General features: G+C 71.4%; 20 protein-coding genes. 8 read left to right on the forward strand and 12 right to left on the reverse strand.

Annotation, left to right across the window (positions count from 1 at the left end; all coding sequences use genetic code 11):
- Nucleotide 1 precedes the first annotated feature (1 nt).
- The gene (locus tag OG542_RS24360; protein ID WP_328413664.1) at nt 2-1,180 is read left to right on the forward strand and encodes a dipeptidase; all 1,179 of its coding nucleotides are present in this window, start codon (nt 2-4) and stop codon (nt 1,178-1,180) included.
- On the opposite strand, the gene OG542_RS24365 is transcribed toward OG542_RS24360, so the two are convergent.
- The gene (locus OG542_RS24365; protein ID WP_328413665.1) at nt 1,129-2,262 is read right to left on the reverse strand and encodes an alkene reductase; all 1,134 of its coding nucleotides are present in this window, start codon (nt 2,260-2,262) and stop codon (nt 1,129-1,131) included. The genes OG542_RS24360 and OG542_RS24365 overlap by 52 nt on opposite strands.
- A 52-nt stretch (nt 2,263-2,314) precedes the next feature.
- Between OG542_RS24365 and OG542_RS24370 the strand changes: the two genes are divergently transcribed.
- Entirely contained in the window at nt 2,315-2,674 is a 360-nt protein-coding gene (locus OG542_RS24370; protein WP_328418083.1) for a MerR family transcriptional regulator, read from the forward strand.
- A 111-nt stretch (nt 2,675-2,785) separates the two neighbouring features.
- Nucleotides 2,786-3,919 (forward strand): dipeptidase, encoded by a 1,134-nt coding sequence (locus OG542_RS24375; RefSeq protein ID WP_328413666.1) that lies wholly within the window; start codon nt 2,786-2,788, stop codon nt 3,917-3,919.
- A 52-nt stretch (nt 3,920-3,971) separates the two neighbouring features.
- Here the strand turns inward: OG542_RS24375 and OG542_RS24380 are convergent, their stop codons facing one another.
- Nucleotides 3,972-4,364, reverse strand: coding sequence for a VOC family protein (locus OG542_RS24380; RefSeq protein WP_328413667.1), 393 nt, complete (start codon nt 4,362-4,364; stop codon nt 3,972-3,974).
- A gap of 14 nt (nt 4,365-4,378) precedes the next feature.
- Nucleotides 4,379-4,750: a VOC family protein gene (locus OG542_RS24385; protein WP_311126055.1), complete on the reverse strand. Its 372-nt coding sequence runs from the start codon at nt 4,748-4,750 to the stop codon at nt 4,379-4,381.
- Nucleotides 4,751-4,865: 115 nt separating this feature from the next.
- Between OG542_RS24385 and OG542_RS24390 the strand changes: the two genes are divergently transcribed.
- On the forward strand, nt 4,866-5,369 hold the full coding sequence (locus OG542_RS24390) for a CGNR zinc finger domain-containing protein (RefSeq protein ID WP_328413668.1): 504 nt from the start codon (nt 4,866-4,868) through the stop codon (nt 5,367-5,369).
- 18 nt (nt 5,370-5,387) lie between these two features.
- Here OG542_RS24390 and OG542_RS24395 read toward each other — a convergent pair whose 3' ends face one another.
- The 6 genes from OG542_RS24395 to OG542_RS24420 form a co-directional block, all read right to left on the reverse strand.
- Nucleotides 5,388-6,119, reverse strand: coding sequence for a cupredoxin domain-containing protein (locus OG542_RS24395; RefSeq protein ID WP_328413669.1), 732 nt, complete (start codon nt 6,117-6,119; stop codon nt 5,388-5,390).
- Nucleotides 6,116-6,616: a hypothetical protein gene (locus OG542_RS24400; protein ID WP_328413670.1), complete on the reverse strand. Its 501-nt coding sequence runs from the start codon at nt 6,614-6,616 to the stop codon at nt 6,116-6,118. The genes OG542_RS24395 and OG542_RS24400 overlap by 4 nt, the downstream gene beginning before the upstream one ends.
- 111 nt (nt 6,617-6,727) lie before the next feature.
- Nucleotides 6,728-7,735: a cupredoxin domain-containing protein gene (locus OG542_RS24405; protein WP_328413671.1), complete on the reverse strand. Its 1,008-nt coding sequence runs from the start codon at nt 7,733-7,735 to the stop codon at nt 6,728-6,730.
- Nucleotides 7,736-8,074: 339 nt separating this feature from the next.
- Complete coding sequence (locus OG542_RS24410) at nt 8,075-9,409, reverse strand: copper resistance CopC/CopD family protein (protein ID WP_328413672.1); 1,335 nt, start codon at nt 9,407-9,409, stop codon at nt 8,075-8,077.
- On the reverse strand, nt 9,406-10,020 hold the full coding sequence (locus OG542_RS24415) for a hypothetical protein (RefSeq protein ID WP_328413673.1): 615 nt from the start codon (nt 10,018-10,020) through the stop codon (nt 9,406-9,408). Before OG542_RS24415 ends, OG542_RS24410 begins: the two co-directional genes overlap by 4 nt.
- A 480-nt stretch (nt 10,021-10,500) precedes the next feature.
- A complete protein-coding gene (locus tag OG542_RS24420; protein ID WP_311126048.1) occupies nt 10,501-11,844 on the reverse strand; it encodes a UDP-glucose dehydrogenase family protein in 1,344 nt (447 codons plus the stop codon).
- A 189-nt stretch (nt 11,845-12,033) separates the two neighbouring features.
- Here OG542_RS24420 and OG542_RS24425 point away from each other — a divergent pair, with 189 nt between their 5' ends.
- Together OG542_RS24425 and OG542_RS24430 are read left to right on the forward strand one after the other, a co-directional pair.
- Nucleotides 12,034-13,191, forward strand: a complete 1,158-nt coding sequence (locus OG542_RS24425) for an acyl-CoA dehydrogenase (RefSeq protein WP_311126047.1) — start codon at nt 12,034-12,036, stop codon at nt 13,189-13,191.
- Nucleotides 13,192-13,416: 225 nt separating this feature from the next.
- Nucleotides 13,417-13,782 carry a four-helix bundle copper-binding protein gene (locus tag OG542_RS24430; RefSeq protein WP_311126046.1) on the forward strand — a complete coding sequence of 122 codons (366 nt, stop codon included), beginning with the start codon at nt 13,417-13,419 and terminating at the stop codon, nt 13,780-13,782.
- Between the two features lie 60 nt (nt 13,783-13,842).
- Here OG542_RS24430 and OG542_RS24435 read toward each other — a convergent pair whose 3' ends face one another.
- Nucleotides 13,843-15,123 carry an LCP family protein gene (locus tag OG542_RS24435; RefSeq protein WP_328413674.1) on the reverse strand — a complete coding sequence of 427 codons (1,281 nt, stop codon included), beginning with the start codon at nt 15,121-15,123 and terminating at the stop codon, nt 13,843-13,845.
- A gap of 119 nt (nt 15,124-15,242) precedes the next feature.
- Here OG542_RS24435 and OG542_RS24440 point away from each other — a divergent pair, with 119 nt between their 5' ends.
- Nucleotides 15,243-15,800 (forward strand): acyl-CoA thioesterase, encoded by a 558-nt coding sequence (locus OG542_RS24440; protein ID WP_328413675.1) that lies wholly within the window; start codon nt 15,243-15,245, stop codon nt 15,798-15,800.
- A 48-nt stretch (nt 15,801-15,848) separates the two neighbouring features.
- Here OG542_RS24440 and OG542_RS24445 read toward each other — a convergent pair whose 3' ends face one another.
- Nucleotides 15,849-17,336 carry an LCP family protein gene (locus OG542_RS24445; RefSeq protein ID WP_328413676.1) on the reverse strand — a complete coding sequence of 496 codons (1,488 nt, stop codon included), beginning with the start codon at nt 17,334-17,336 and terminating at the stop codon, nt 15,849-15,851.
- Nucleotides 17,337-17,463: 127 nt separating this feature from the next.
- On the opposite strand from OG542_RS24445, the gene OG542_RS24450 reads away from it, so the two are divergent.
- Complete coding sequence (locus tag OG542_RS24450; RefSeq protein ID WP_328413677.1) at nt 17,464-18,501, forward strand: glycosyltransferase family 2 protein; 1,038 nt, start codon at nt 17,464-17,466, stop codon at nt 18,499-18,501.
- Between the two features lie 64 nt (nt 18,502-18,565).
- Here OG542_RS24450 and OG542_RS24455 read toward each other — a convergent pair whose 3' ends face one another.
- On the reverse strand, nt 18,566-20,365 hold the full coding sequence (locus OG542_RS24455) for an LCP family protein (RefSeq protein ID WP_328413678.1): 1,800 nt from the start codon (nt 20,363-20,365) through the stop codon (nt 18,566-18,568).

Below are 20,365 nucleotides of genomic sequence, written 5' to 3' on the forward strand. Positions count from 1 at the left end.
GATGACCTCCCTGGAGTCAGCCCGGGAGCTCCTGCGCGAGTTCCCGGTCGCCGACGGCCACAACGACCTGCCCTGGGCGCTGCGCGAACAGGTCCGCTACGACCTCGACACCCGCGATGTCGCCGCCGACCAGAGCGCCCACCTGCACACCGACATCCCGCGGCTGCGCCAGGGCGGGGTCGGTGCGCAGTACTGGTCGGTGTACGTCCGCACGGACTCGCCGGACCCGGTCGCGGCCACCCTCGAACAGATCGACTGCGTACGGCAGTTGCTGGCCCGGCACCCGGAAGACCTCCGGCCCGCGCTGACGGCCGCCGACATGGAGGCCGCGCGCGGGGAGGGCCGTATCGCCTCCCTCATGGGGGCGGAGGGCGGCCACTCCATCGCCAACTCCCTGGGCACCCTGCGCGGTCTGTACGGCCTCGGCGTGCGGTACCTGACCCTCACCCACAACGACAACGTGGACTGGGCGGACTCCGCGACCGACGCACCGCGGGCCGGCGGCCTCACCGCGTTCGGCCGGGAGGTCGTGCGGGAGATGAACCGCGTCGGCATGCTCGTCGACCTCTCCCACGTGGCGGCGACGACCATGCGGGACGCGCTCGACACGAGCACCGCCCCGGTGGTCTTCTCGCACTCCTCCGCGCGGGCCGTCTGCGACCACCCGCGCAACATCCCGGACGACGTCCTGGAGCGGCTGCCCGCCAACGGCGGTGTCGCGATGGTGACGTTCGTGCCGAAGTTCGTGCTCCAGGCGGCCGTGGACTGGACGGCCGCGGCCGACGAGAACATGCGCGCCCACGGCTTCCACCACCTCGACACCACCGCGGAGGCCATGAAGGTCCACCGCGCCTTCGAGGAGCGCCGGCCGCGCCCGGTCGCGACGGTGGCGACGGTCGCCGACCACCTGGACCACATGCGCGAGGTCGCCGGCATCGACCACCTCGGCATCGGCGGCGACTACGACGGCACGGCCTTCACCCCCGACGGCCTGGACGACGTCTCCGGCTACCCGAACCTCCTCGCGGAACTGCTCGACCGGGGTTGGTCGAAGGCCGACCTGGCCAAGCTGACCTGGAAGAACGCGGTACGGGTGCTGGGCGCGGCCGAGGACGTGGCCCGTGGCCTTCAGGCGACCCGGCCGGCGTCCAACGCCACGATCGAGTCGCTCGACGGCTGAGCGTCGAGGGCGGGGTAGTCGGTGTAGCCGGCCGCCCCGCCCACGTACATGAAGTAGCGGTCGCGCACCTCGTTCAGGGACGCCCCGAGCCGCAGCCGTGTCACCAGGTCGGGATTGGCGAGGAAGGGCCGGCCGAGGGCGATCAGGTCCGCCCCGGCCGCCAGCAGCGCCTCCGACGCCCGGCGGACACCCTCGGTGGTGATCTCCTTCAGCACCGGGTTGGCGATGATCACCCCGGGCCATGCGGCGCGCACCTTCCGGTACACCGGGGTCTCGGGGTCGGCGTACCCGAGGTGCAGATAGGCGAGCCCCAGTCCGCCGAGCCGCTCGGCGAGCGCCGGGTAGAGCTGCTCGGTCTCGCCCTCCGCGATGCCGTTGACGGTGTTGCCGGGGGAGACCCTGAGTCCCACGCGCCCGGCGCCGATCTCGGCGGCCACGGCCTCGGTCACCTCGGCCGTGAACCGGATCCGGGCGGTGACCGGTCCGCCGTAGCCGTCGGTGCGCAGGTTGGTGTTCGCGGCCAGGAACTGGTGCAGGAGGTGGCCGTTGGCGGAGTGCACCTCCACCCCCTCGAACCCGGCGTCGATCGCGTTCCGGGCGGCCTTCGCGAAGTCGGCGACGGTGGTGCGGATGTCCTCGGCGGTCATCTCCCTGGGCACCACGGCCGGCCGGTGGCCCTCCGGCGTGAAGATCGTCTCGGGGAGCGCGACGGGCGAGGGCGCGACGGGCGTCAGCCCGCTGGTCGCCGGGTGGCCGACCCGGCCGCCGTGCTGGAGCTGCAGGAACATCCGCCCGCCCGCGTCCCGTACGGCGTCCGTGACCTGCCGCCAGCCGGCCACGTGCGCCGGGCTGTGGACGGCGGTGATGTTCGGATACGTCTGCCCGACCGGGTTCGGTGTCGAGGCCTCGGCGATGATCAGCCCGGCCGAGGCACGCTGGGCGTAGTACGTGGCCATGAGCGGGGTCGGGGTGCCGTCGGCCTTGGCCCTGTTGCGGGTCAGGGGCGCCATCACCAGACGGTTGGGCAGGTCCAGCCCGGGGAGACGAGCCGGTTCGAAGAGTGCTGTCGTGTGCTGCGTCATGCCCTTACGCTAGAACCTGACACTCATGTCAGAATCAAGTGCGGGAGTGGACGTGCGGATCGGTGAACTGGCCCGGCGTACCAACGTCAGCGAGCGGTCGCTGCGCTACTACGAGAAGCAGGGCATGCTCGCCGCCGAGCGGACGCCCGGGGGACACCGGGAATACCCGGAGGCGGCCGTGGACCGGGTCATCCGGATCCAGGAGCTGTTCGCGGCGGGACTGTGCAGCGAGAAGATCGTCCAGCTGCTGCCGTGCATGCGGGACGCGGATGGCGGCCCCTCGGCCCGCGCCACCCCCAGCCTGGTCGCCAACCTCACCGCCGAGCGCGCCCGCATCGACCGGATGATCGCCGACCTGGCCCGCTCCCGGGACACCCTGGACGAGGTGATCGACGCGGCCCGGCTGCCCTGAGAGCCCGCCCGTCCGAGGCCGCGGCCGTACTCCGAACGCCCCGCTCACCAGGAACGGCCCCTCGCTCCGTGCGACGGTGACCGTACGTCACGAGCACCGTACGGAGCCGCCATGGCAGATCTCCAGCACGACCTGCGCCCGGCCGCCGCAGCCGGAGAGTTCGACGACCTGACCGAGCAGTACCCCGACGAGGGTGTCGTCGCGGCGGAGCCCTACGAGCCCGTCTCCGATCCGGACGACGCGCCCCTGACCCGGGCCCATGCCGTCCTCGCCGCCCACCCCGTCGCCGACGGGTACAACGGACTGCCCTGGGCGCTCAAGCGCCTGTCCTACTACGACCTCGAGGACGGCGAGAGCACCGTCGGCACGGACGTGCCCCGGCTGCGCCGCGGCCATGTGGGGGCGCTGTTCTGGTCGCTGCATCTGCCCGAGGGCCTCGACGGTGACCGGGCCGTCGGCGCCACCCTGGAGCAGCTCGACCTGGCGAAGAGCATCGTCCGCACCTGCGACGAGGGCCTGCGGCCCGCCTGTACCGCCGGGCAGGTCGCCGACGCCCGCAACTGCGGCCGCGTCGCCGTACTCCTCGGCCCCGCCGGCGCCTCGGCCGTGGGCGACTCGCTGGGCACCCTGCGCCAGCTGCATCTCCTCGGCCTGCGGGCCCTGACGCTGACCGGTGTGTCCTGGGCGAGCGACGCGGGGCTGACCCGGTTCGGCGAGGAGGTCGTGCGCGAGATGAACCGGCTCGGTGTCATCGCGGACCTCTCCGGCGCCCCCGAGCAGACCGTCCGCCGCGTGCTGAGCCTCTCCCGGGCACCCGTGCTGTTCAGCCGCTCCGCGGCCCGCGCGGTCCGCCCCCACCCGGTCAACCTCCCCGACGACCTGCTGGCGGAGCTGGGCGCCGCCAAGGGGCTGTGCCTGGTGCCGCTGACGGCCGAGCAGACCGGCCCGACCGTCCGTGACGTCGCCGACCACCTCGACCACATCCGTGCCGTGGCCGGAGCGCAGTGCGTCGGACTGTCCGGCACCTACGACTCCGGCTCGGCCCATCCGCAGGAACTCGGCGACGTCTCCTGCTATCCGCGGCTGATCGCGGAGCTGCTGCGGCGCGGCTGGGAGGAGAGCGATGTGGCCCTCCTGACCTGGGGCAACGTCCAGCGCGTCCTGCGCGGGGCCGACTTCACCGCACGCGCCGCCCAGCAGCGTCGCGCACCGTCGACGGCGACGATCTCGGAGCTGGACGCATAACCGTCCGGCCCTCCCGCCCCCGCTGTTCTGCCGTTCTGCCGCCCCGGCCGGATCAGTCGTGCGCGATCCGGCAGAGGCAGAACGGGTGCCCCACCGGGTCCGCGTAGACCCGGAAGTCCTTCTTCTCGTAGTCCTCCTTGTCGAGCACCCGCGCTCCCAGCGCCAGCACCCGCTCCTCGGCCGCGTCGATCTCCTCCCAGGTCGCACCACCGTCGAAGTCCAGATGCAACTGCTGGGCGTTGCGGTCGGACCGGGGCCACTCCGGCGGGGTGTACCCGGGCGAGCGCTGGAAGGCGAGCCGGGGCCCGCCGGGGAGGCGCAGCACCACCCAGTCGGGGTCGTCGTCCTCGGGGGTGCCGCCGCCGACCCGCGCGTAGAAGCGGGCCAGCTCGCGCGGGTCGGGGCAGTCGACGACCACGGAACGGAAATGTGCCACAGCGGACATGAGGCCTCCCGGCGTCAGCAGGCGCAGAGGCAGAACGGGTGCCCGGCCGGGTCGGCGTAAACCCGGAAGGTCCGCGTCCGGTCCTCGGTGTCCAGGGGCTTCGCGCCGAGTGCCAGCACGCCCTTCTCGGCCGCGTCCAGGTCCTCCACGTCCAGGTCGAGGTGGAACTGCTGCGAGCCGTCGGGCGACGGCCACTTCGGGGGTACGAACCCGGGGGCGGCCTGGAAGGCCAGCGGTGTGCCGCCCGGCACCTTCAGGTCGACCCACTCGTCCTCCCCGTCGGTCGCGACCTCCGGCGTGCCGCCGAGCACCTCGGCGTAGAAGGCGGCGAGTGCGTGCGGGTCGGGACAGTCCAGGACGACGACACCCAGCTTGGCGAGAGCCATGACTTCCTCCTCGAAGTCGCTGTTACCTTCAGAGTCAGGTAACCGGTAACCGTTACTGCATGCTCCCCCATTGACGGTAACCTCGCAAGGGAAAAGCGAGAGGTACGGTCCAGCCATGACGGAGAGATCGCCCGCGCCCGGCGGCCTGGCCCTGGTCGAGGCCCTGGTGAACACGCTGGACATCGAGTCGGGTGCCGACTCGCTGGACACGGCGGAGGGCCGGGCCCGCTTGGGGATCACGCCGGACGAGGTCGCGGACGCCCGCGCGCTGCGTGAGTCCCTGCGCGCGGTCCTGCTCGCCCACGCGGGCCACGCGCCGCACCGCGAGGTGACCCCGCTGGGCGAACTGCTGGCCGGGGCGCCGCTGCTGGTGGCGGTCGACCGGCGGGACGGCTCGGCGACCCTCGCCCCGGCAGACGAGGGTCCCCTGCTCTCCCGTATCGCCGCCGCCGTCGCCGAGGCCCTGGTCGCCGGCACCTGGACCCGGCTCAAGGCCTGCGAGGCCGCCGACTGCCTCTGGGCGTACTACGACCGCAGCCCGGCCGGCCGGGGCCGCTGGTGCTCGATGCAGGTGTGCGGGGCGCGGGCGAAGATGCGCCGATACCGGGCGAAGGGCTGACCTGCGCGAACGGCGAACCTACGCCTCCTCCCGGGGTGTCCTGGGTGCCTGGGGAGCGGACGCCCGGGAGCCGACCAGGAGCAGGCACAGCACCGCGACACCGGCGACGATGCCGGTCAGCACGAGCAGGGGGTCGAGGGGGCGGGTGGCAGAGGCGGTCGTCTGGGTCTGCTGCTGCGCGACCTGTGCGGCCGGGGACGACGGGGACGCCTGCGGTGACTGGCCCGCGGCCGCCGGGGAGGCGGTGGACACGGCGGCGGACGGTGACGAGGACGGCATGCGCGTCGCCGGCGGCCCGCTGCTCGGCGTGGTGCGGCTCGGCGCGGGCGCCCGGTGTCCCGAGGAGGAGCCGGTGTGGTGCTCGTGCGCAGTCGGTGCCGCCGTCGTCGCCGGTGCCGCCGCGCGGACCGTGATCCCGGCCGTCATGTTCGGGTGGACGGTGCAGACGTAGCCGTACGACCCGGCCGTGGTGAACGTGAAGCTCCAGCTCTGCCCCTTGTCGAGCATCGGGGAGTGGATCGAGACCGGGCCCGAGGTGGTCTTCACGTCGTGCGGTGCCGTGTCCTGGTTGGTCCACGTCACCGTGGACCCAGCCGGGACGCTCAGGCTCGCGGGTGAGAAGGCGTACCCCTTCATCGTCACGCTGTACGAGGCCGCCGACGCCTGCCCGGCCGGCAGCAACGGCAGGGCGAGGAGCGTCAGGACGGCGGACACGGCGGCGCACCGGGCCGTCCGCCGGGCCGCCCTCACGCGAACTCCGCCGCGACCAGCAGCCGCAACCGGGTGGCCGGCCGGTGCCACGGCAGCCGGAACCCGGTGGCGCGGCGCAGCAGCCGGTACGGCAGCCGGGCGTGCCCCACGACCAGCAGCCGGTCGTCGGCCCGCTCGACCACCCGCAGCCGCAGCAGAACGGGGAAGGCCAAGCCGTTCAGGTCGAGGTCGCCGGTGAGCTGGAGACGGCCGCCGTGGACCTCGTCGAGCTGCTCCGAGGTGAGCACGGCGGAGAACCGGCGGTCGTCGAATTCGTAGCGCAACGAAGGGCGTTCGGCGTCCTCCGGCACGGTGAGGGCCGCCTCCCCGAGCGTGACGCGACGGCGCAGGACCGGCAGCGGTCCGTACCAGGCGGTGAGTTCGGTGAGTGAGCGGCCGGGGGCCACGGTGTACCGGCCGGGCAGTGGCAGCCGGCGGCCGGCGCCGTCGCGCGACTGGGGCGGGGAAGGGACGGTGGGCAGGGTGACGGTCGTCATCCCGGTCTCCTTGGAAAGCGGTTCCCGAAGCATGGCGATGGTGTGGAGAATGGAGCGGGCGCCGCTCCGGCCGGCTGAGCCCCGGCCGGAGCGGCGTCCACCTCTGTCCCGTCAGCAGTTGTTCGTGAGGAAGTCCGTGGTGGGCGTGAGCATCTGCCCGGCCCAGACGGTGTGCATCTTCACGTAGCTGTCGGGGTTGAGCAGGTCCGTGACCTGCTGTCCGAGCGATTCCTCCAGATGTGCCTTGTTGACGTGGTTCAGCAGCGCGCTGAGGGTGTCGTCGAGCACCGTGCCGCCGCCTTCGACGGCGGGCTTGAGGATGCTCTCGACCCACACCGTGTGCATCTTGATGTACGAGTCGAGCGCGAGTGCGTCCTGCACTTGCTCGCCCGGGGACCGCTCCAGGTGTGCCACGTAGAGGTGCTGGAGGATCGGCAGCAGCACGTTCTGGACGCTGGTGCACTGCTCGTCGTCACCGGAGCCGCCACCGCCGGTACCGCCCGTGGGAGTCGGCGTGGGGGCCGGTGACGAGGGGGGAGTGGGCGTGGGGCCGGTCGTCGGCGGGGCCGTAGGAGTGGGCGTGGATGTGGGCGTGGGGGCGGGCGTCGATCCGCCGCCACCGCCGCCGGAGGCCTCGACGACCTTCACCGATGCCACCATGTCCGGGTGCACCGCGCAGTAGTACTCGTACGTCCCCGCCTTGGTGAAGGTGTACGACCAGGAGTCACCCTGCTCCAGCGTCCCCGAGTCGAACTTCACCGGGGCCTTGGTGGTGGTGACCGTGTGCGGCACGCTGTCGTGGTTGGTCCACTGGACGGTCTGGCCGACCTCGACGACGAGCTGCTTCCCGTCGCCGAACTTGTTGCCCATGATGTCGACCTGGTGGTCGGCCTTGGCGGCAGCGGCGGGCTGTGCCTCGGCGGCGGCCACGGGCGCCTGAGCCGCGCCCGTGGCCTGCTCCGAGCCGGCCGGCGTGGAACCGGAGACCGCGCTCAACAGCCCGAGGCTGAGTACGGCCGCCAGCGCCGCACCGAGCCCGGCGACCAGCAGACCCCGGTTCCCGGCGGGCGGCCTGCGCCGCCCCTGTCCGGTCTCGTCGCTCTCGTTGTTTCGTTTCACCGGATCTCCTTCGAGGATGCCCGGGCTTTCAGGCCGGGGAGGAATCGACCCCCTGCGGAGCAGGGCAGAGGGCGGGGGTTCGCCTCAAGGGCGAAAGACCGACTACGCGATCGGGTAAGCTGCATACCGTGCGTAGCGAGAACCAAGCACGCACGACGCGCTGAGGGAGAACCAAGCCGGCGCACACCAACGCTTTCGGGCAACCGGGCAGGTTCCGTCCCGGCTGGTGCTGAGGGAGTAAGACCTTTCTGGTCGCTGACCGGTGGGGCTTCCTGAGCCAGGAATCCCCCTGCTTTGGCTGGGGGAGGGTTCAATTCTGCTCCTTGCGCTTGGGGGAGTTCAGCGGCCGGGGTCGGCCGTGACCAGCAGACTCGTCACGGCGAGCACGACGAGGACGAGCCCCGTCTCGACCGCGACCGAGTAACCGAAGGGCCGCACGGTGGCGGCGTCGCCGCGCAGCAGCACGGCGAGATCGAGGCGGGTGCGCACCCACTGGCGGCTCGCGAACGCGGCGAGCAGGACGGCCCCGAGCACGCCCGTCTTCAGCAGGAGCAGCTGCCCGTACGAGGTGTGCAGGAGGGCGTCGTACGACCCCACCACCTGCCAGGCGAGCACCAGTCCGGCGCCGACGATCCCGGTGACGCTCACCGCCGCGAGCCGTGAGTAACCCGGCACCACCACCGCCAGCTCCCGGGCCCGCCGACGCGGCAGCACGGCCAGCGCGAGCACGGCCAGCCCGCCGATCCACAGCGAGGCGCCGAGCAGATGGACGAAGTCGGCGACGGCACCCCAGGTGGGCTCGGCGCCCTCGGAGCTGTGGCCCGTCATGCCGGTCGTCCGCAGCAGCCCGAACGTCACCGCGAGGGCGCCCACCCGCCAGCCCGGGGAGCGGGAGGTGCGGGCCCCGCCCTGGAGCAAGGAGCCGAGCACCACGGCCGCCAGCAACCACACCAGAGCGCGGGCGGCGAGCACGACCCCGGGCTCGGTGGCCAGCAGGTCGGCGTACGTCACAGGGCGCAGCGCGTCCCGCGGTCCGCCGAGCGTGCTGTAGGCGCCCTGGAGGCCGATGCTCGCGACGGTGGCCAGCAGCCCGGCAGTCCAGGCGAAGACGAGCAGCGCCCGGGACCGCGGTTCGTCCGCGCCGCGCGGCCACAGCAGCACGACGAAGGCGAGACCGCCGACGAACAGGGCCAGCGCGAGATAGCCGGCCCAGCGGGCGGCGACGAGGCCCTTGCGCACCGAGGGGGAGGGCCCGGGAGCGGAGGCGGCCGCCTCGTCGCCGCCGGTCCCCGCGGCCGGTGCGCCGATGGTGAGGGCGACCCGGCCGGAAGAAGCGTGCCCGTCCTCCGCGTCGACGACGGACCACATGACGGCGAACTCACCGTGCTTCGGGGCGGCGAGCGCGACCCGCACGGCGCCGGCCTCGCCACCCGGCGTACGGGAGAGCGGCAGCCGGTCGCCGCCCATCGTCAGCACACGGACGTCGGCGAGGTCGACGGCCTCGTCGAAGGTGAGGGTGAGGTGGCCGGGGGCCTTCTCCAGCTCCGCCCCGTCCTTCGGGGAGGAGGAGACCAGCTCGGTGTGGGCGGAGGCGGCCTGGGGCGCTCCGGCCAGGACGTAGAGGAGGGGGGTGAGCAGGAGGAGGAGCAGGGCGCGGCGGACGGTCGGGGTCATGGTGTCGCCTCCGGCAGGGGGGACGCGATGCCGCCGAGGAGGTTGCCGACCGGGGCCAGGCCGACACAGGGGGAGGGCTGCGGCGTGGGCGTCTCGCCGGCGCCGTCGAGCAGCCCGAACACGGGCTCGGTGAGCCCGCCGAGGAGCGGTTGTACGAGGGTGACCTCGCCGTCCTCGCAGGTGTCGCCGTCAGCGGGGGCGGACCCCGACGGGGTGGGCGTGGAGGAGGGGGCTGGGGAGCCGGTGCCGGTGGGCGGGGAGGTCGTGTGGCCGGTGTGGCCGGACCCGTCCGCGCCGCCGGTGCCGTACCCGGTGCCCGGGCCGATTCCGCCGTACTCGGGCAACTGGACGTTGCCGATGGGTACTTGGCCCGCCCCGGTACCCGGATCGGATACGCCGGGGGCGCCCGGCGCGGCCGGTGTGGGGCTCGCCGGCGCGGTGGCCGCGGGCGGTGATGTCGGGGGAGCGGCGGTCTGCGTACCGCCGGAGGCGGAGGGGGCACCGATGCCCGACGCGTAACCCAGCACGATGACCACGGCGCCGACGAGCGCGCCGGCCACCAACTCGTCGCGGTGATCCCGCGGCCACTCCGCCCGGGAGAACAAGGGCATGGGGCACTCCTGGCATGGTCGGGTCAAGCCAATGGAAGGTGTGGCTAATGACGACCAGTGGAGTGGAAGGGGGATTCCGTGCAACTACGCGTCGGTTAATCGATTGTTGCCGGACCCTCTCTCCCGGTGAGCAGGCCGGTAAAAACGGTCGATTCCGCGTACTGCTCGAATAAAATTCGAACTCATGTTGATGATTTCGAGAGTGAGGGCGTATGCCGAGGCCGCAGGGGACTGCCGCCCTTCGGGGGCCTGCCCGAGCGCGGCCTCGGCGCCCGGGTGCGACAGCGAAAGGCGCACAGAAAATCCGCGCGGATCCGCTCGGTCCTTCACCGATCCCGCGAGAATTCCCGAATCTCCCGCAAAGCCATCAGGAATTCATGGAACCCGGACCGAATTCTGGTGACCGACCGAGCTCAGATCGACCGCACTCAGGCCATGGGCCCGCTCAGGCGGTCGGCCCTTTCAGGCAGTCGCTCGAACTCAGGCGGTCGGCCGCCCCATCGCCCGGTACGTCCAGCCGGCCTTGCGCCACCGGTCCGGGTCGAGGGCGTTGCGGCCGTCCAGGACGAGACGGGTCGCCGCGACCTCGCCGAGGGCCTCCGCGTCCAGCTCCCGGAACTCCCGCCACTCCGTCAGATGCAGCACTATGTCGGCGCCCCGGACGGCCTCCAGCGCCGAGTCCGCGTAGCCGAGGGTGGGGAAGACCCTGCGCGCGTTGTCCATGCCCTTCGGGTCGTAGACCGTCACCTGGCCGCCCTGGAGATGGATCTGCCCGGCGACGTTCAGCGCGGGGGAGTCCCGGACGTCGTCCGAGTCCGGCTTGAAGGTCGCGCCCAGCACCGCCACCCGCTTGCCGAGGAACGGCCCGCCGCCCAGTGCCTGCCGCGCCAGCTCCACCATCTGCCCGCGCTGGCGCATGTTGATGGAGTCGATCTCCCGCAGGAAGGTCAGCGCCTGGTCCGCGCCGAGCTCACCGGCCCGCGCCATGAACGCCCGGATGTCCTTCGGCAGACAGCCGCCGCCGAAGCCGATCCCGGCCCGCAGGAACTTCTTCCCGATCCGGTCGTCGTAACCGATGGCCTCCGCCAGCTTGGCGACATCACCGCCCGCGGCCTCGCACACCTCCGCCATGGCGTTGATGAACGAGATCTTCGTGGCGAGGAAGGAGTTCGCGGAGGTCTTCACCAACTCGGACGTCGGGAAGTCGGTCACCACGAACGGCGAGCCCTCGGCGATCGGCGTGGCGTACACCTCCCGCAGCAGCTTCTCGGCCCGCTCGCTGCGCACGCCCACCACGAGCCGGTCGGGATGCAGCGTGTCGTCGACCGCGAAGCCCTCGCGCAGGAACTCCGGATTCCAGGCCAGTTCGGCGTCCTCGCCGGCGGGCGCGTGCGCGGCCAGGTAGGCGGCGAGGCGGTCCGCGGAACCCACGGGCACGGTCGACTTGCCCACGACCAGGGCCGGCCCGTGCAGATGCGGGGCGAGCGAGGCGATCGCGGAGTCGACGTACGACATGTCACAGGCGTACTCGCCGTGCCGCTGCGGTGTGTTCACGCAGACGAAGTGCACATCCCCGAAGGCACCGACCTCGGCCCAGTCCTGGGTGAAGCGCAGCCGCCCGCTGGAGCCCTCGATACCGGCGACGTGCCGGCGCAGCAGCTCCTCGAGACCCGGCTCGTACATCGGGGCCTCGGCGCGCTCCAGCTTCTCGATCTTCTCGGGAACCACGTCGAGGGCGAGCACCTCGAAGCCCAGCTCGGCCATGGCCGCCGCGTGTGTCGCGCCGAGATAACCGGTGCCGATCACGGTGATCTTCAGGGCCATGGGGTGCTCCAGGGGTCTACGGCATGCGGTGCGCGCCCGAGCATAGCCGGGGCATGGGAACGCGCTTCACTGGGCAACTTCTCCGCTGTCGTCTAGCTCACGTATCACTCCCGGGGGCGACCCCATAAACTTTTGATTACTTAACGGTAGTTAGCGTCAGCATCGCAGCGTTTTGGAGCGTGAGAGACCTTGGCCGGATCGGCTGACTTCGACCTGTACCGCCCGTCCGAGGAGCACGACATGCTCCGTGACGCCGTCCGCTCCCTGGCCGAGGCGAAGATCGCGCCGTACGCCGCCGCGGTGGACGAGGAAGCCCGCTTCCCGCAGGAGGCGCTCGAGGCGCTGACCGGCAACGACCTGCACGCCGTGCACGTACCCGAGGAGTACGGCGGGTCGGGCGCGGACGCGCTGGCCACCGTCATAGTGATCGAGGAGGTGGCGCGTGTCTGCGCCTCGTCCTCCCTCATCCCCGCGGTGAACAAGCTGGGCTCGCTCCCGGTGATCCTCTCCGGCTCCGAGGACCTGAAGAAGCGGTACATGACCCCGCTCGCCAAGGGTGACGGCATGTTCTCGTACTGCCTGTCCGAGCCGGACGCCGGCTCCGACGCCGCCGGCATGAAGACGAAGGCCGTCCGCGACGGCGACCACTACGTCCTCAACGGCGTGAAGCGCTGGATCACCAACGCGGGCGAGTCCGAGTACTACACGGTGATGGCCGTCACGGACCCGGCCAAGCGCTCCAAGGGCATCTCGGCCTTCGTCGTCGAGAAGTCGGACGAGGGTGTCTCCTTCGGCGCCCCCGAGAAGAAGCTCGGCATCAAGGGCTCCCCGACCCGCGAGGTCTACCTCGACAACGTCCGCATCCCCGCCGACCGCATGATCGGCGAGGAGGGCACCGGCTTCGCCACGGCGATGAAGACCCTCGACCACACCCGCATCACCATCGCCGCGCAGGCCCTCGGCATCGCGCAGGGGGCGCTGGACTACGCCAAGGGCTACGTCCAGGAGCGCAAGCAGTTCGGCAAGGCGATCGCCGACTTCCAGGGCATCCAGTTCATGCTCGCCGACATGGCCATGAAGATCTCGGCCGCCCGCGCCCTGACCTACCAGGCCGCCGCCGCCTCCGAGCGCGGCGACGCCGACCTCACCTACCAGGGCGCGGCCGCCAAGTGCTTCGCCTCGGACGTGGCGATGGAGGTCACGACGGACGCGGTCCAGCTCCTCGGCGGCTACGGCTACACGCGCGACTACCCGGTGGAGCGCATGATGCGCGACGCCAAAATCACACAAATATACGAAGGGACGAACCAGGTGCAGCGGATCGTCATTGCCCGCAACCTGCCGTAAGGCACTCAAGGCCGCACCTGCCGTAAGGCCTTCAAGACCGCCGCTCCGCTTCACCGGTCGCCCTCCGCCCGTTCCGCCGGGCCGGAGGGCGACCGCCGTTCCGGGAAGCCCTGCGCACGCATGGCGGATTCCTTCCCTCCGCCCCATGGCGGGCAGCGCCGCGCAGGCGTAGGACGGAAGGCACGGGGGCCGACCCCCGGCCCTCACCGCCCCCCGGAGGAAGTCATGACCCAGCAGCCCGCCACCGCGACCCCGCTGAGCAAGGAGATGCAGGACTGTGTCCAGGCGTGCATGGCCTGCCACAGCGTGTGCGAGGAGACCATGAGCTCCTGCCTGCAGATGGGCGGCCAGGCCCAGATGCAGATCATGCGCGCCGTCATGGACTGCGCCGAGATGACGCGCATGTGCGCCGACATGATGATGCGCCGCTCGCCGCTGTCGGCCGAGATGTGCGCGATGTGCGCCAAGGCCTGTGACATGTGCGCCGAGGCGTGTATGTCCATGCCGGACGACACACAGATGATGCGCTGTGCCGAGGCGTGTCGCCGCTGTGCCGAGATGTGCCGCTCGATGTCGGCCGCCACGATGTGAGAACCGCCTCACAACGGTCGGGGGCACCCCCATGGGGTGCCCCCGACCGCGCGTCGGTGCTCAGTTGCTGGAGACGGTGACCGGCTCGTCGTTCTTCAGCTGGTTCACCAGCGTCTTCATCTTGGCGGTGTCCCACTGTAGGTTGCCGTTCGCGGAGTTGCCCGCGATCGGCATGTTCATCGACTTGCCCTCGCCACCGCTGACGCCCTTCATCGCCCAGAACATGGACGCCAGGTCGAACAGACCCATGTCCTTGTCGACCACGAGGGAGTCCAGGCCCGCGCCCATGGTCGGGTACAGCTTGAACGGGTTGAGGACCGTGCTCGGCGTGGCGACCTGGTTGGCCAGGGCCGACAGGAACTTCTGCTGGTTCTTCGTACGGTCCAGGTCGGAGCCCGCGAGCGCGTAGCGGGTGCGGACGAAGGCCAGGGCCTGCTCGCCGCTCAGCGTCTGCTTGCCCTTCTTGAGGTCCGCGCCGGACTTGGTGTCCTTGATGTCCTGCGGAATGTCCATCTCCACGCCGCCGACCGCGTCCACGATGCTCGCGAAGCCGCCGAAGCCGATCTCCACGTAGTGGTCGATGTGCAGGTCGGTGTTGGCCTCGACGGTACGGACCAGCAGCTCCGGGCCGTCCTCCGCGTACGCCGCGTTCAGCTTCGTCTGGCGGCCGGTGCCCGGGTAGACCTTCCCGGAGTCGGATCCCTTGAAGGAGGGGATCGTGACGTTCGAGTCACGCGGCAGGGAGATCAGCGTCGGGCCGTTGCTGCCGGTGTGCAGGATCATCATCGAGTCCGTGCGCTTGCCCTCGGCGGAACCGGTGCGCAGTCTCTTCTTCTCCTCGGCCGACATGCCCGCGCGGCTGTCGGAACCGACGATCAGGTAGTTGGTGCCCTCGCCCGCCTCCGGCCGGTCGATGACCTGGGAGAGGTCGACGTCGCGGTTGAGCTTGGAGTCGGCCCAGAAGTACGTGGCGACGCTGGTCACCACCAGCACCGTCACCAGCGTGATCGTCGTCACCTTGATACGGCGGCGCCAGTTCGGCGCGGGGCGCGGCTCGTACATGCCATCGCCCGGGCCGCCGGGGCCTCTGCCACCGGGGGAGCCGTAGACCTGGCCTGTGTTGTAGCCGCTGTCGTAGCCGCCGTCGACGTACGACGGCTGCTGCGGTACTCCGCCTCCGTACGGCGGGGCACCGCCGTACCCGGCCTGCCCGGGCGACGGCGCCGGGCCACGGCGGACCTGCCGCATGACGCGGGCGCTCTCGGGCTGTGCGCTCGAGCTTCCGTGTCCGTAGCGGTTGCCGCGGTTGTCGTCGTACCGCCCCTCGGGCCAAGTGTTCATGCGGACCAGTGTGCAGGTCCCCGTAGGGCGCCATACAAGAGTCGTCGGAAAATCAGAGCACGGCTGTGGCGAAGCTGACACAAATCCCCCGCATGTCGCCCCGGCATAGGGTGGGGGCCATGACAGACCAGGCCCCAGCTGCGGATTCCGGCAGTCCGGATATCCCGGGCAAGCCGACTTCGGCGTCCCGCACCACCCTCAGCCACATCATGACCCACAACGACACGAACCTGCTGGGGACGGTGCACGGCGGGGTGATCATGAAGCTGGTCGACGACGCGGCGGGGGCCGTGGCCGGGCGGCACTCCGGCGGGCCGGCGGTCACCGCGTCCATGGACGAGATGGCGTTCCTGGAGCCGGTCCGAGTCGGTGACCTTGTTCACGTCAAGGCCCAGGTCAACTGGACCGGCCGGACGTCCATGGAGGTCGGCGTCCGGGTCCTGGCCGAACGCTGGAACGAGTCCGCCCCGCCCACCCAGGTCGGCTCCGCCTACCTCGTCTTCGCCGGGGTAGACGCTGATGGCAAGCCCCGCCGGGTCCCACCGGTCCTCCCGGAAACCGAACGCGACAAGCGCCGCTACCAGGAGGCCCAGATCCGCCGCACCCACCGCCTGGCCCGCCGCCGCGCGATCATGGAGCTGCGGAAGAAGCGGGCGGCGGAGGGGTTCGAGGACTGACGGAGGACACCCCTCCTACTCCTACGAGAACGCCCCCCTCCTGCCCTCCTACGAGCACGCCGCCTCGTCCCCCCGCACCACCACCCCGGACTCGCCCTGCCCCGGATCCTCCGCCCGCACCTTGCGTACGCGTTCGAAGTCCGTGCCCGCGATGACCTTCAGGGTCGCGCCCAGACCCGGGACGGCTCGCAGCTCACTGCCCGGCAGGGCCGCCGCGAGGGACTTGGCGGAGCGGTCCCAGCGGGGGTCGTAGACGACGACCGTTCGCTTCACGTCGGGGGTGGCGGCGTTCACCGGGGCCCCGGTCGTACGGAAGCCCGTCGACACCAGCGCCGCGTCGACCCGGCGGCCGAGGCCGGGCGTGGGGGTGCCGTTCTCCACCTGGACGCTGATCTGCTGCGGGGCGACCGGGACGACCCGGGCCTCGCCGCGTGGCCGCCGCACGGACAGGGGCTGGTCCGCGCGCAGGGCGTGGAAGATCCGCTCCGCCTTCACGGGGTCCCACTTCAGCGTCGAGCCGACGCCCTCCACGGCGTATCCCAGCTGCCCGATCGGGACGGTCGTGAACTCGGAGGAGGAGGGGGAGAAGTTCCGCATGGCACGGCCCAGGGCCAGCATCTCGGCCGTGCCGAAGCCCTTGTCGGCCCGCACCGAGCCGAGCACCGCCCGCGTCACGTCCCGGAACTTCATCGGGTTCAGCAGGATCCCGGAGGACATGACCCGCTCCACTAGCGCCGCCATGAACCGCTGCTGCCGTTTCATACGGCCCAGATCCGACGCCCCGTCGACATGGCGCGCCCGCACATACTGAAGCGCCTGCCCGCCCTCGAGGGTGTGGCGCCCGGCCGGCAGGTTCAGTCCCGTGTAGCTGTCACTCAGGGGGGCGGTCGTGCAGATCTGCACGCCCCCGACCACGTCCACCGTCTTCATGAAGCTCGTGAAGTCGACCTCCAGATAGTGGTCGATCTTCACCCGGGTCATGTTCTCGACCGTGCGCACGGTCAGCGGCGCCCCGCCCTCGGCGTACGCCGCGTTCAGCTTGATCGGGTGACCCTCGTGCCGTCTGCCCGTCGTACGGTCGACATGCGCCGGCGTCACGGCGTACGAGTCGCGCGGCAGGCTCACCACACTCGCCCGCTCCCGGTCCTCCGAGATGTGCACGATCATCATCGTGTCGGTGCAGTGGCAGGGCGCGCCGCCGAGCCGGTACTTCCGCCGCTCGTCCGGGCTGATCTTCTCGCGACCGTCGGTGCCGACCAGCAGGACGTTCATGCCGTGGCCCGCCTGGGGCCGGTTCTTCATGTCCTTGAAGGCGTCGACCCGGGCGATGTCCGCGTCCAGGCTCGTGACCACCGCGTGCCCGATACCGGCGGACGCGAGGACCACCACGGACAGCGTGGTGAGCGCCCGCATGCCCCAGCGCGGCTTCCGGCGCCGCACCGGCGGCGGCCTGCGCGGGTGCCGGCGGGAGGAGGGCTGCTGCGGGCGGCGCTGCGGGGCGGCGGTGGTCCGGGGGGACCGCGGCGGCGTGGGCAAGAGGACACCTCCGGACGACGGCCGTACGTGGGATCCGTGACACCGTAGGCCGATACGATCTGCAGCCCGCGGTACCGCCCCGGCGGCGCGCAACGGTGTCCCTCGTTCGCGGTAACGTGAGCCCTCTATGAACGCCAATCCCGACGTGCGCCACCCCGCCGTTTCCGTGATCATGCCCGTCCTCAACGAGGAACGGCATCTGCGGGGAGCAGTCCAAGCGATCCTCGCGCAGGAGTACGCCGGCGAGATGGAGGTCGTGATCGCCCTGGGTCCGTCCACGGACCGCACGGACGAGATCGCGGCTCAGCTCGTCGCGGACGACCCGCGTGTGCACACCGTCCCGAACCCGACCGGCCGCACGCCGGCCGCCCTGAACGCGGCGATCAACGCCTCCCGCCACCCGATCGTCGTGCGCGTCGACGGGCACGGCATGCTCTCGCCGAACTACATCGCCACCGCCGTACGGCACCTGGAGGAGACCGGCGCGCAGAACGTCGGCGGCATCATGCACGCCGAGGGCGAGAACGACTGGGAGCACGCCGTCGCCGCCGCGATGACCTCGAAGATAGGGGTCGGCAACGCCGCCTTCCACACCGGTGGCCAGGCCCAGCAGGCCGACACCGTCTACCTCGGCGTCTTCCGGCGCGAGGCGCTGGAGCAGCAGGGCGGCTACAACGTGGAGTTCATCCGCGCCCAGGACTGGGAGCTGAACTTCCGCATCCGTGAGGCCGGCGGGCTGATCTGGTTCTCGCCCGAGCTGCGGGTGTCGTACCGGCCGCGGCCGAGCGTGAAGGCCCTCGCCAAGCAGTACAAGGACTACGGCCGCTGGCGTCATGTCGTCGCCCGCTACCACGAGGGCTCCATCAACCTGCGCTACCTCGCCCCGCCGACCGCCGTGTGCGCGATCGCGGCGGGGATCGTGGTGGGCGCGCTGCTGACCCCGTGGGGCTTCGTGGTGCCCGGCGGCTATCTCGCGGCGATCCTCGCGGGTTCGGTCCCGGCGGGCAAGGGACTGCCGCTGAAGGCACGGCTCCAGATCCCCGTGGCGCTGGCCACCATGCACATGTCGTGGGGCTGGGGCTTTCTGACCAGCCCGCGGGCGCTGGCCCGCAAGGTGATCGCGAGCCGGCGGCCGGCGGTCCGTGCGGACGCCTCCGCGAGCTGAATCACCGATCACCGGCGTAGCGATGCGGGCCCTTCCCCCGGCCGGGGGAAGGGCCCGCCGCCGTTCAGTCCCAGGTGAACGCAGGGCTCACGTGCATACAGGCCTGGTCGTCGGCGCCGTTGAGCGCCTCGGCAGACTTCGGGGTCTTGTCGTTCTTCTCGGGCGCCTTGTAGGCCGTGCCCTCCCGCCAGTCGGCGCCCACCATGAGAGTGATGCCGGAGACGTCGGTGGACCGCTTCACCGAACTCGACGGGATGCCCAGGGCCTTGGCGAGACGCTGGGCGTCGCCCTCCAGGTCGGCGCTCGGGTAGCGGACGACGGTCCTGTCCTCGCTCCATGAGCCGGTGGTGTCGGCGACGGCCTGGGTGAAGCCCTCCTCCTTCAGCAGGCCGGTCACCGTGGAGGCGCGTCCGCGGGCAGCGGCCAGGGTGTCGGTGCGGGTGCCGTTGCGGACCTGGACGGGGATCTCGTCGTCGGGCGCGGCCGGGTCGGCGGAGGCCTGCTCCGCGGCCGGCTTCTTCGCCTTGTCCTTGCCGTCCAGGGCGATGTCCTCCCGCACCAGCCGGAACAGCTGCTCGGCGTCCTCCGTGGGTTCGACGCGGGCGCCGACGTAGCGGTTGGGCATCGTGGTCATGGTGATGCGCTTCGGCTCCACCTTGCGCAGCTCGTCGCTGAGGTCGTAGAGCTTCTTGACGGTGTCGAGGCCCGGGTCGACCGTCATGGCCCGGGTGGCCTCCTCGGCCAGTCTGCGGAGCTTGTTCGGGCTGCTCAGGGTCATGTTGTCGCGCAGCTGGCGGACCATCGCGTTCATGTACATGTGCTGGGCCTTGGAGCGGGCGAGGTCGCTGCCGTCCTCGAAGCCGTAGCGGGTGCGCAGCCACTGCAGGGCCTGCTCGCCCTGGATGTACGAGGTGCCCTTCTCCAGTCTCAGGCCCGAGCCCTTGCCGTCGGAGGTGCGGGAGTGGATGTTGGCGTCGACGCACACGGGGACGCCGCCGACGGCGTCGGCCATCGACACCACGCCCGCGAAGTCGACCATGATGAAGTGGTCGATGTGGATGCCGGTGAGTTCCTGCCAGGTGGCCACGGCGCAGCCCGGACCCCCGTGTCCGAGGCTCTGGTTGGTCATCGTCCGCCCCTGCGTCGCCCGGTACACCTTCCCGTCGTCCGGGTCGGTGCACTTCGGGATCTTCACGAGGGTGTCGCGGGGCATGCTGATGACCGACATGTTGGTGCGGTCGGCGGACAGGTGCAGCAGCATCTGGACGTCCGCGAGGGGCGTGGCGCCGAACGTCTCGCGGGCGCCGCCGAGTTTCTGGTTCTCCTTGCTGTCCCGCGCGTCGGAGCCGATGAGCAGGATGTTCAGCGGGGTCTGCCCGGCGGCGTTGGGCGTCGGAGCGGCGACCTTGCTGTCGCCGAGGTTCAGGGCGTCCTTCTTGATGTTGCCGTTGAGCTGCCGGTAGTAGAGGTAGCCGGCGCCGGCCGTCCCGAGTATCAGCACGGCCAGCACGACAGCGGACCACTTCAACACCCGCCGCCTGCGCGGCGCCCGGCCCCCGCGCCGCCGACCGCTTTCCCCACCGTCGCCGCCGGCCGCACCGTCGCGGGCGGGTGTGTCGTCGTGCCCCGCCGGCGTGCTGTCGTCGTCGGGCGTCTTCGCGTCTCCTGCCGGCGTGCTGTCGGCGTCGGGCGGGCTCGCGCTTCCCGCCGACTGGCCCTCGTCGTCGGGCGTCTCCGCGTCCCATGCCGGCGTGCCGTCGCCGTCGGGCGACTGACTTCCCGTCGTCCGCTCCTTCTCGCCCGGGTCCGATTCGTGGCGGACGCTCTGCCGCTTACCGTCCTCCCGCACACCGCTCTGCGTCAC

Origin of the sequence: Streptomyces violaceus, assembly GCF_036014075.1 — a bacterium.
In the GTDB taxonomy this organism is placed as follows: Bacteria; Actinomycetota; Actinomycetes; order Streptomycetales; family Streptomycetaceae; genus Streptomyces; species Streptomyces violaceus.